The organism is Streptomyces azureus, from assembly GCF_001270025.1.
Lineage (GTDB): Bacteria > Actinomycetota > Actinomycetes > Streptomycetales > Streptomycetaceae > Streptomyces > Streptomyces azureus.
This window is the reverse complement of record NZ_DF968414.1, coordinates 1-7934: the sequence shown is the minus strand read 5'-3', so window position 1 is coordinate 7934 and position 7934 is coordinate 1. Positions and strand designations below refer to the sequence as shown.

The 7934-nt window shown below is 67.5% G+C and carries 11 protein-coding genes and 3 pseudogenes; 8 read left to right on the top strand and 6 right to left on the bottom strand.

The genetic code is table 11. The annotated features are described in order from the left end of the window. Positions 1-65: 65 nt before the first annotated feature. Together AOQ53_RS34030 and AOQ53_RS34025 are read right to left on the bottom strand one after the other, a co-directional pair. Positions 66-767 (bottom strand): B3/B4 domain-containing protein, encoded by a 702-nt coding sequence (locus tag AOQ53_RS34030; protein ID WP_059423212.1) that lies wholly within the window; start codon positions 765-767, stop codon positions 66-68. Between the two features lies 1 nt (position 768). Next, positions 769-1374: a LysE family translocator gene (locus tag AOQ53_RS34025; protein ID WP_059423214.1), complete on the bottom strand. Its 606-nt coding sequence runs from the start codon at positions 1372-1374 to the stop codon at positions 769-771. A 242-nt stretch (positions 1375-1616) separates the two neighbouring features. On the opposite strand from AOQ53_RS34025, the pseudogene AOQ53_RS43235 reads away from it, so the two are divergent. Next, positions 1617-2357 (top strand): annotated as a pseudogene (locus tag AOQ53_RS43235) (IS5 family transposase). Between the two features lie 9 nt (positions 2358-2366). On the opposite strand, the gene AOQ53_RS34015 reads toward AOQ53_RS43235, so the two are convergent. Both AOQ53_RS34015 and AOQ53_RS42090 read right to left on the bottom strand, forming a co-directional pair. Next, positions 2367-2894 (bottom strand): hypothetical protein, encoded by a 528-nt coding sequence (locus AOQ53_RS34015; RefSeq protein WP_174523390.1) that lies wholly within the window; start codon positions 2892-2894, stop codon positions 2367-2369. A gap of 228 nt (positions 2895-3122) precedes the next feature. Further along, a pseudogene (locus AOQ53_RS42090) lies at positions 3123-3493 on the bottom strand (transposase); the annotation flags it as partial. On the opposite strand from AOQ53_RS42090, the gene AOQ53_RS42085 reads away from it, so the two are divergent. The 3 genes from AOQ53_RS42085 (at position 3392) to AOQ53_RS44285 (ending at position 4901) form a co-directional block, all read left to right on the top strand. Continuing rightward, the gene (locus AOQ53_RS42085; protein ID WP_236711910.1) at positions 3392-4072 is read left to right on the top strand and encodes an IS5 family transposase; all 681 of its coding nucleotides are present in this window, start codon (positions 3392-3394) and stop codon (positions 4070-4072) included. The pseudogene AOQ53_RS42090 and the gene AOQ53_RS42085 overlap by 102 nt on opposite strands. Positions 4073-4251: 179 nt before the next feature. Beyond that, positions 4252-4512: a hypothetical protein gene (locus AOQ53_RS44290; protein ID WP_148640412.1), complete on the top strand. Its 261-nt coding sequence runs from the start codon at positions 4252-4254 to the stop codon at positions 4510-4512. Next, positions 4509-4901 carry a hypothetical protein gene (locus AOQ53_RS44285; RefSeq protein ID WP_148640411.1) on the top strand — a complete coding sequence of 131 codons (393 nt, stop codon included), beginning with the start codon at positions 4509-4511 and terminating at the stop codon, positions 4899-4901. Before AOQ53_RS44290 ends, AOQ53_RS44285 begins: the two co-directional genes overlap by 4 nt. Before the next feature lie 298 nt (positions 4902-5199). Here the strand turns inward: AOQ53_RS44285 and AOQ53_RS34005 are convergent, their stop codons facing one another. Then, positions 5200-5844: a CBS domain-containing protein gene (locus AOQ53_RS34005; RefSeq protein WP_059423208.1), complete on the bottom strand. Its 645-nt coding sequence runs from the start codon at positions 5842-5844 to the stop codon at positions 5200-5202. 227 nt (positions 5845-6071) lie between these two features. Here AOQ53_RS34005 and AOQ53_RS45525 point away from each other — a divergent pair, with 227 nt between their 5' ends. After that, positions 6072-6248, top strand: coding sequence for a hypothetical protein (locus tag AOQ53_RS45525; protein ID WP_201785095.1), 177 nt, complete (start codon positions 6072-6074; stop codon positions 6246-6248). Positions 6249-6345: 97 nt separating this feature from the next. Here AOQ53_RS45525 and AOQ53_RS43230 read toward each other — a convergent pair whose 3' ends face one another. After that, on the bottom strand, positions 6346-6603 hold the full coding sequence (locus AOQ53_RS43230) for a hypothetical protein (RefSeq protein ID WP_059423204.1): 258 nt from the start codon (positions 6601-6603) through the stop codon (positions 6346-6348). A 498-nt stretch (positions 6604-7101) separates the two neighbouring features. Between AOQ53_RS43230 and AOQ53_RS44280 the strand changes: the two genes are divergently transcribed. From AOQ53_RS44280 to AOQ53_RS46915, 3 genes and pseudogenes are all read left to right on the top strand, one after another. Further along, complete coding sequence (locus AOQ53_RS44280; RefSeq protein ID WP_059423202.1) at positions 7102-7371, top strand: hypothetical protein; 270 nt, start codon at positions 7102-7104, stop codon at positions 7369-7371. Between the two features lie 10 nt (positions 7372-7381). Further along, positions 7382-7615: a hypothetical protein gene (locus tag AOQ53_RS45020; RefSeq protein WP_167745796.1), complete on the top strand. Its 234-nt coding sequence runs from the start codon at positions 7382-7384 to the stop codon at positions 7613-7615. 119 nt (positions 7616-7734) lie between these two features. Next, positions 7735-7934 (top strand): annotated as a pseudogene (locus AOQ53_RS46915) (hypothetical protein); the annotation flags it as partial.

The window sequence follows — 7934 nt, the reverse complement described above, 5'->3', positions numbered from 1 at the left end:
ACGAAGCGACAGTGCTGGTCGCAGCCATCAACGAGTGGCTGTGACCAGCACTTTCACAACAGGCCCTAACCGCCAAAGACGAATTCCGGTGCGGATGGGGTGAGGACGGACACCGAGGGGTCGGTCGGCCAGTGCGCGGCCAGCTCCTCAGCGACCGTCTTCAATAGCTCCGGCACGACCTGGGCTCCGCCGTCGTGCATGGCCTCCGCCACCACCAAGATCCGGCTGGTGCGCTCAGCCACTGCGGAGTGGCCGCTCTGCCGGTTGGTCCAGCGGCGGGCGTGCGCCCGTCCGTCGGAGTCTGTGAAGGTCACCTCTCCGGGTACGGGGTGCTCGGTGCCGCCACCGAAGGTCGTGTAGTGCTCGTCACCGCAGGCGTAGCGCACCTCCAGCAGAGGGCCGGCGATGCGGTCCGTGTCGAGGACCGCCACCGGGACTGCGTACGCGACCGATATCGCGTTGCACAGGTCGACCACCGGATGGATGCGCGGCAGTTCTCCCTCCTTCCTCAGCCGCCGCAGCAGCGACTCCGAGGCGCAGCGGTACTGCGTCGGCTTGAGCCCCATCCGGGAAAACGCCCGCCGCCAGGCCAGCACTTCGGGGAGCTCACTCTCGGTGGCACCGGCCAGCCGGGCCGCGGCACGGGCCGTGTATTCAGCGACGCGCGGGCCAACATCGGCAGCGGCACCAACGCCGGTGGCCCACAGCGCACCGGCGGCGAGTTCGGGATGGTCGGACCAGATTGCGTCCGCGTGCCGGAAACGCATCTCACCCCACCGCCAGCCACGCGCTCAGGCCCACGAAGCAGGCGGCGAACCCCCGGCGGACGCCGGTCATCACCCTCGGCCTGGCCAGCACGCGGTGCCGTACGGCGGCGGCGCACATCCCGTACGCGGTGAAGACGACGAAAGTCAGCGCCATGAAGACGGCGCTGAGCCGGAGCATCGCGCCAAGAGAGCCGGGCTCGTCAGCGGGCACGAACTGCGGCAGGAACGCAACGAAGAATATCGTGAGCTTCGGGTTGAGAAGGTTGATCAGTACCCCGGAAGCGATCACACGGGCCGCCGGTTGCGGCGCGGCCTCCCCCTCGACGGACAGCGCCTGCTTGTCGCGTAGCGTCACCCACGCCATGTACAGGAGGTAGCCGACACCGAGGTACTTCACCACCTCGTAGGCGACGACGCTGGTGTGCAGCAGCGCGGCGAGGCCGGTGATCGTCGCTACCAGATGCGGCACGATGCCAAGGGTGCAGCCGAGTGCTGCGACCACGCTCGCCCGGCGGCCGTGGGACAACCCGGCAGCCAGGGTGTACACCACTCCGGTGCCGGGGGTGACCACCACGACCAAGGTGGTCAGCAGGAACGCGATGCTCAAGAAGACCTCCACAAAGTTCAAGGTCCTCCCACCCTGCCCCGGCCATGGTCCGGCAGACAGAGCCAAAGTACGCCGAGTTGACTGGTCCATAAGGGTCGGGCCGACAGGCGAAGTACGCCCCTTCGCGCGCATCACCTACGGTCGCACAGAGCATTGGCCGGACAGGGGCATGCCCTGGCAGCCGCAGATGAGCGTCAGCGTAAGAAGCCTCAGTTGGTGTGATCGTGCGGCGGTCTGGGGCGATGACTGCTGCGCTTGTCGAACGCTTGGCGCCGGAAGACCTGTGGGCCTTGTTCCAGCGGGTGGTGCCGCCGGTGCCTGTTCGCCCGCAGGGTGGGGGCATCGTCGGCGAGGGGACCGTGAGGTGCTGGCCGCGACAATTCGTGGTCACCGCTGGCTGCCGTGGACCGAGGCCAGGGTGTGGGCGAGGCTCCACCGCCTGGTCCTGGACGAACTGGGTTCCCGGGGTGGTCTGGACTGGTCGCGGTGCGCGATCGACTCCGTCGGCGTCCGGGCCGTCAAAGGGGGCGGCTGGCGGGACCGAATCCGACCGACCGCGGCAAGAAGGGATCGAGGATCCACCTCTTCGTCGACCGCCACGGCCTGTCCTTGTCCGTCGGTATCTCCGCGGCGAACCTCCATGACAGCCAGGCCCTGATCCCGCTGGTCCGCGGCATCCCGCCCATCAGCTCACGCCGCGGCCCGCGACGCCGCAGGCCCGGCAAACTGCACGGAGACAAGGGTTACGACTACCAGCACCTGCGGCGCTGGCTGTCCTCCCGCGGCATCGGCACCACCTCGCCCGCAAAGGCATCGAGTCATCCCAACGACTGGGCCGGCACCGATGGGTTGTGGAACGGACCGTGTCCTGGCTGTCCTGCTGCCGACGCCCCCACCGCGGCTACGAGCGCAAGCCGGAATACTTCCTCGCCTTCACCGCCATCGCCGCGACCCTCATATGCCGCCGCCGGCTCACCAACTGAAATGTCGGCTTACAGCTGGTCCCCCATGCCCGCTGGTTCCGGAGGATGCAGCCCGCCACCGTCCTTGATGTCCTGCTCGCAGGTTCGTCTGTCGTAGGACTGGTCATTGGGGATCAATAGCACTTCGGCAACTTGCTCAGGGTGCTCGACGGCGAGCCAGCTGTCGCCCGTGAGGTCACCGTCCCGCCCGAACGCCTGGGCGGAATGGACCGTCTGACACCCCAACGCCACGCGCTCCTTATCGACCGCGCAGGCGTCCACGGCAGGGCCGGACATCTCGTCGGCGCCGTCGAAGCGGTAGTGGAAGTGGACCTGGTCACCTTCGGCGGGCACCTGCGGGTGAGGCTCAAGGCGCCAGTCAATGACCTCGGCGGTGACGCCGAGAGGCCGCCCGGACATGTCCTCGACCTGCACCCTGACACCGGCCTCACCGCGCTCCGCAGTCGTGTCGGTGCAGCCCCAGTGGGAAGAGCAGCCGGACAGGGCGAGAATCACCAGAGCCAGCGGAGCACCGGCAAATACTCGTGCGGGGAACACTCAGGTGGCCTCCGGTCAGGGTGGAGCGGAGCAGTGTATCCCGGGGCAGGGCAGCTGCGGGTGGTAGCGACGAGTGCCTGCGGCGGTGAACCTTCGCCCTCGTCGCCATCGCCACCAGCCTCATCAGCTACCGCCGACTCACCGAGTGAAACAACGTCTTAGCGGCAGCTGCCGCAATGATGGTCTTTCCCGTGCCGCATGCGGCGTGCACCTGCCCGCGAAGGCCGCGGTCGGGTTCGGTCCGGTCAGTGGCCCCCCTTTTGCCGCCCGCACGCTGACCGGGTCGATCGCGCACCGCGACCGGTCCAGCTCACCGCGAGCACCGAGTTCGTCGAGGATTGCCCGGTGGAGCCTGGCCCGGAGTCGAGCCCGGCTCCACTGAGCACAACGTCGGCAGACCGTCTGCCAAGCCGGTCCGAACACCGGCGGCAGCTGCCGCCACGTGCAGCCCGGGGTGGCCACGAAGATCGCCGCCAGCGTCTCGCGCCGGCCCGCCGATGGCCGTCGCCCTGCGGATGCTTCACCTCCGTCGGCGGCACCGCCCGCCGGAACAATACCCGCAACTCGTCCGGTACCAACCGCTCAACCAGGTCTGTCATGTACGGATCAACGCACGATCAAGCTATAGGAAATGGTTCCTGGAGCTGCTGCTGGCGCAGTGCGAGCGGCGCTTCGGGTACCCGGGCCGCAAGCCGCTGCCGGACCGGGATGTGCTGTGCGGGATCCTCTGCGTACTGCACACCGGGATCCAGTGGGAGTACCTGCCGAAGCAACTCGGTTTCGGCTCGGGCATGACGTGCTGGCGACGGCTGCGGGACTGGAACGAGGCGGGTGTGTGGCAGCGGCTGTACGAGGTACTGCTCGCCGAGCTGAACGCGGCGGCGAAGCTCGACTGGTCCCGCTGCGTGGTCGACTCCTGGCACGTCAGGGTGTTGAAAGGGGGATCCACACGGGCCCCTCGCCGGTCGACCGGGGCCGGCCGGCTCGGAACATCATCTGATCACCGACGGCACGGCACCCCGATCGCGGTCCTGCTGACGGGCGGCAACCGCAACGGCGTCACCCAGCTGCTGCCGTTGCTCGATGTGATCCCGCCTGTCCGTGGCCCGGCCGGCCGTCCCCGTCGTAAGCCGGACTCGCTCTTCGCCGACCGTGGCTACGACCACGACCTTTACTGACTCAGCGCGCGGGACCGGCCCTTGCGGAGCGGGTCTGTTCCTTCACGCCTGACCGATGGACTCATGCGCTTAAATGACCAATCGGAAGTTGCTGCGGCCGGTCAACTGAACAGGTATCCTGGTTAGTTGCTACTCATGCGAACGCGGGAACCGTGCTGAATCGGGGGGGAGGTCGATCGGTGGAGGCTGATTTCGCTGTTGCGTTGGCCGCCGTGATTGGCACGTTCATTCCGGTCGGTTGGCGCGCGTTTAAACAACTGTCGCGCTTACGTCGGTTGAACTCTGTGCAAGTCGATATCGCTGGTCATAAAGTCACTTATGAAGTGAAGGGTCGGGATCCGCATTTTGTGGACCTCGATCTTTCTGATGCAGGCGAAGCGGCCCGGCTTGACCAATTCCTAAATGAGTACGATGGCAAGTCCGCAGGACGTGATGCGTGACGATTCCCCCGCAACGGAACGGTATTACTCAGACTGGACCTGCCGTTCCCACGCCGTTCAACGCTGACGCCCTGAAGGCCTCGCTCGCCGGGGCTGGCGCCGGCGTCGGTCTGGCTGCCTTTGTTGGCGAAAGCTACCAGGATAGGATAGTGGGCAAAGTATTTCTGTACTTGGCTCCACTCATTGCAGTCCTGCTCTCGGCTTTATTCGAATGGATTCTGGTAAGTCTGGAACTCGTGAGTCGGCGTAAGAAAGCGAAAATCCGTTACGCCTCCGTACAGGCAATGCTCAATGTGCAAGGCTTAGATCCTGCCCGGAAGGCCGAACTGGATCAGGAGCAAATCGAGATCGAGAATGAGGCCCTCCGCTGGGGCTTTCCGCTCACCTGATGACCGTCCGGGGCTGAGGCGGGTGCTGCTCGATCCGCCTGGCTGGAGCCAGCTCTGGGAGCCGCACTGGCCCTACGTGAGGGCCGTCGACCAGGCCTCACCCGCTCCTCGCTGATGAGGGCGGAGCTTCCTTCGGCCATTTGGATCTGCCTCTCCTGTGGGGCTAGATGTCTGTTCTGTTTGCTGTCGCGGTGAAATCGCTGGTGTCGCTCTGTCGGTTGTGTTGGGTGAGGGGGCGGTCTGGTGCCGGGATCTGCTCGGCTGCGTCTGGTGGTCGGTCCTGCCGGGGGGAGGATTTTCAACCTGTTCGGGTTGTGGTGAGGTGGGCGTGCACGGCGATGACGCCGTCGACGCCTTGGCAGAGGCCTACGACTGCTGGGGTGAGACGTGGTTCGGGGAGGTGTCCTCGCAGGGTGACGGTCCCGTCTTGGACGTTGACCGCGACGGTGCCTTTGTCCAGGCCGAGGATGCGTCCCAGGACGTCCTGTTCGATCTCGTCGTGGATCTCGTTGTCGGAGCGGATGAAGGCGTCGAGTAGGTCGCTGCGGGTGACGATGCCGGTGAGGTGCCCGGTGTCGTTGACGACGGGCAGTTGTTTGATGTGTCGTTGGCGGAGTTCGCGGGCGGCCCGGGGGATTGTCCAGTCGGTGCGGGCGGTGAAGGCGGGGCTGCTCATGAGTGTGCCTGCGGTGTGGGCCCGGGCCTTGTCCCAGGCGTGCTCGTCGTCGCTGTCTTGTCCCTGTGGGTCGGGCATGCCGGTCTCGTGTCGGAGCACGTCGGATGCGGACACGACGCCGAGGGGGAGGCCGTCCTCGTCGATGACGGGGGCCGCGGCGATGTCGTTCGCGTCCAGCAGGGCAGCGGCTTCGTGGAGGGGTGTGTCGGGGCGGAGGGTGACGACTTCCTCGGTCATCACGTCACCGACCGTGCGGCGGCGCAGCATGGCATTGGCCTCCTCCGCTTGTGACGGGGCGGGCGCGGTCGGTCCGTCTGGGCGGGCCACGCGTGGGGTGCCGGCCTGGGGGGAGCCTGTCGGTTCGTCATGCAGGTTCCTTTATCCATGAGAGCACCGGGTAGCTCCGGCGACCAGTGGTGTTCGGCTTGGCGGGGAGGGCGGGGGTGAGGCGGTGGACCGTGATATGGCGGTGCCTGGGGCGCGGGGGTGAGCGGATGCTGGCTGCCGCGTTCGGCCTGCACGGCGGAGATGGCCTTCACCGCCGGCAGGCTGTGCAGGCCGATGCGGAGGACGAACGGCGCTGGGTCGCGGAACGGGTGGCGCAGCGCCCGGTGTGCGAGCGGTACGGGGTGAAGATTTTCCCCTGTGCGTTGCGGCACCCGTTCGCGTAACGGTTCGCGGACGCCGACACGGTTGGCGTTCAGGTCCTCAGGCGGTGAGGATCTTCGTCAGGTGTGTGCTGGTGACCGCTTCCGGGGTGGGGGCTGGTTATCGGGTGGTGTGGGTGAGCCAGCGGTGCAGTGCGGTGTGGACGTGGTCGGGCAGGGTGCTGAGGTGGTCGATGGCCTCGCGGTCGCCGGGCATGGGGGCGACGCCGGCGGTGGTCAGTGCCGCGTGGAGTTCCAGGCGGTGTACATCCCGCGTGGGGAGGGTGAGGCTGAGGCGCTGGGTGGGGTTGGGCGGCGGCAGCAGGAAGTCGTCGTGTGCCCAGGACGGCCGGCCAGGCGTGGTGGTGGTGTGGGCCATGGACAGGCTCCTCTCAACGCTCGGGTTGTGGTGGGGGACTTCCGTGAGGGGATGCCGGTTGCGGCCGGCGTGAGGGTCCACCCGGATGCAGCAGCGGCTTGGAGTGTTCCTATGGTCTGGTGAACTGCTGGGGGGCTGGCGTCGTTGCTGGGTGGGAGGGCGCCCCCCGGGGGCCGCATCTCCCGCAACCGCGTCTCACCGGGGCCGGGCCGGTGAGCGACCTGATCACGGGATCGGGGGAGGAGCGCCTGATCACGCTCGTCGTGGACACCGACGGCGCGGCGGGGGACCGCAACCGCACAGACACGATCACGGCGACGGACCGCCAGCCGTTCTGGACGCCGGGTCCGAAAGTGTGGGCTGATGCCATCGACCTCATTGCGGGGACGTGGCTGCGCACCAGCGCGGGCGCGGACCTCGAGGTCACCGTGGTCGGGACGCGCACTGCCGAGCAGTCGGTCCACACCCTCTACCGTCGGCGGCGCGCACACGTACTACGTGCTCGGCGGAAGCACGCCCGTCCTGGTCCACGATGCCCGGAAGAACAAGTGCAGCCTCGGGATCGACCACGTGGGCCAAGTGGATCAGGGCTGGGTCGCCAGGGGCGCTCACGTCAACGTGAAGGACGGCATGGAAGTGGCGCTGCGCCCGGACGGCAAGGGCGGCATCCGGGGCGAGGCGATCCGGTTGAAGGAACGGCACCGCCACGCAGAAGCAGATCGACGCCGTCGTCGCGACGGTCAGGTCCGGCCTCAAGGTGCGCGCTGAGGTGATCGGGGTGACGAAGGCCGCCACGGAGGTCTTCGAGTCCAGCGCAAGGGCCATGAAGGAAGGCCGCAGCCCGCAGTGGCGCTTCAGCAACGACCGCACAGCCGAACTGCAGGGGCTGATCGAGGCGACGGAGAAGATGGAGAAGATGGAGAAGATGGAGATGTCCGGCCTGGACTTTTACGCCCACGTCGCCACCCGCGGCGACGTGTTGGGCCGTGCAGCTTGCCGAGAGGGCCGGTGACCTCTCCGGAGGCCTTGCCGTACTCCGCGGTGCCTTCCTTGGCCTCGGCTCTGGCGTCGAGTTTCTCTCCGGCCGCCTTTTCCAGCCGGTCCGCCTCGTCCTGGAAGTCCTGGAGGTCGTTGGCCGTCGGCGCGCAGCCCGCCGAGTGGGAGACCAAGCTCGGCGCCGACTGCCTCGACACCGAGGACGGGAGCCTGCTGCGCCGGGACGAGTGCCCCGGCAGGCAACGTTCGCCCCGTCGGAGGCCCGGCACGCCCTCTCGCCGCACCGGCCGAAAGCCCGAGTACATCCAGTACGAGGGCTTCCGGCCGGCACTCCC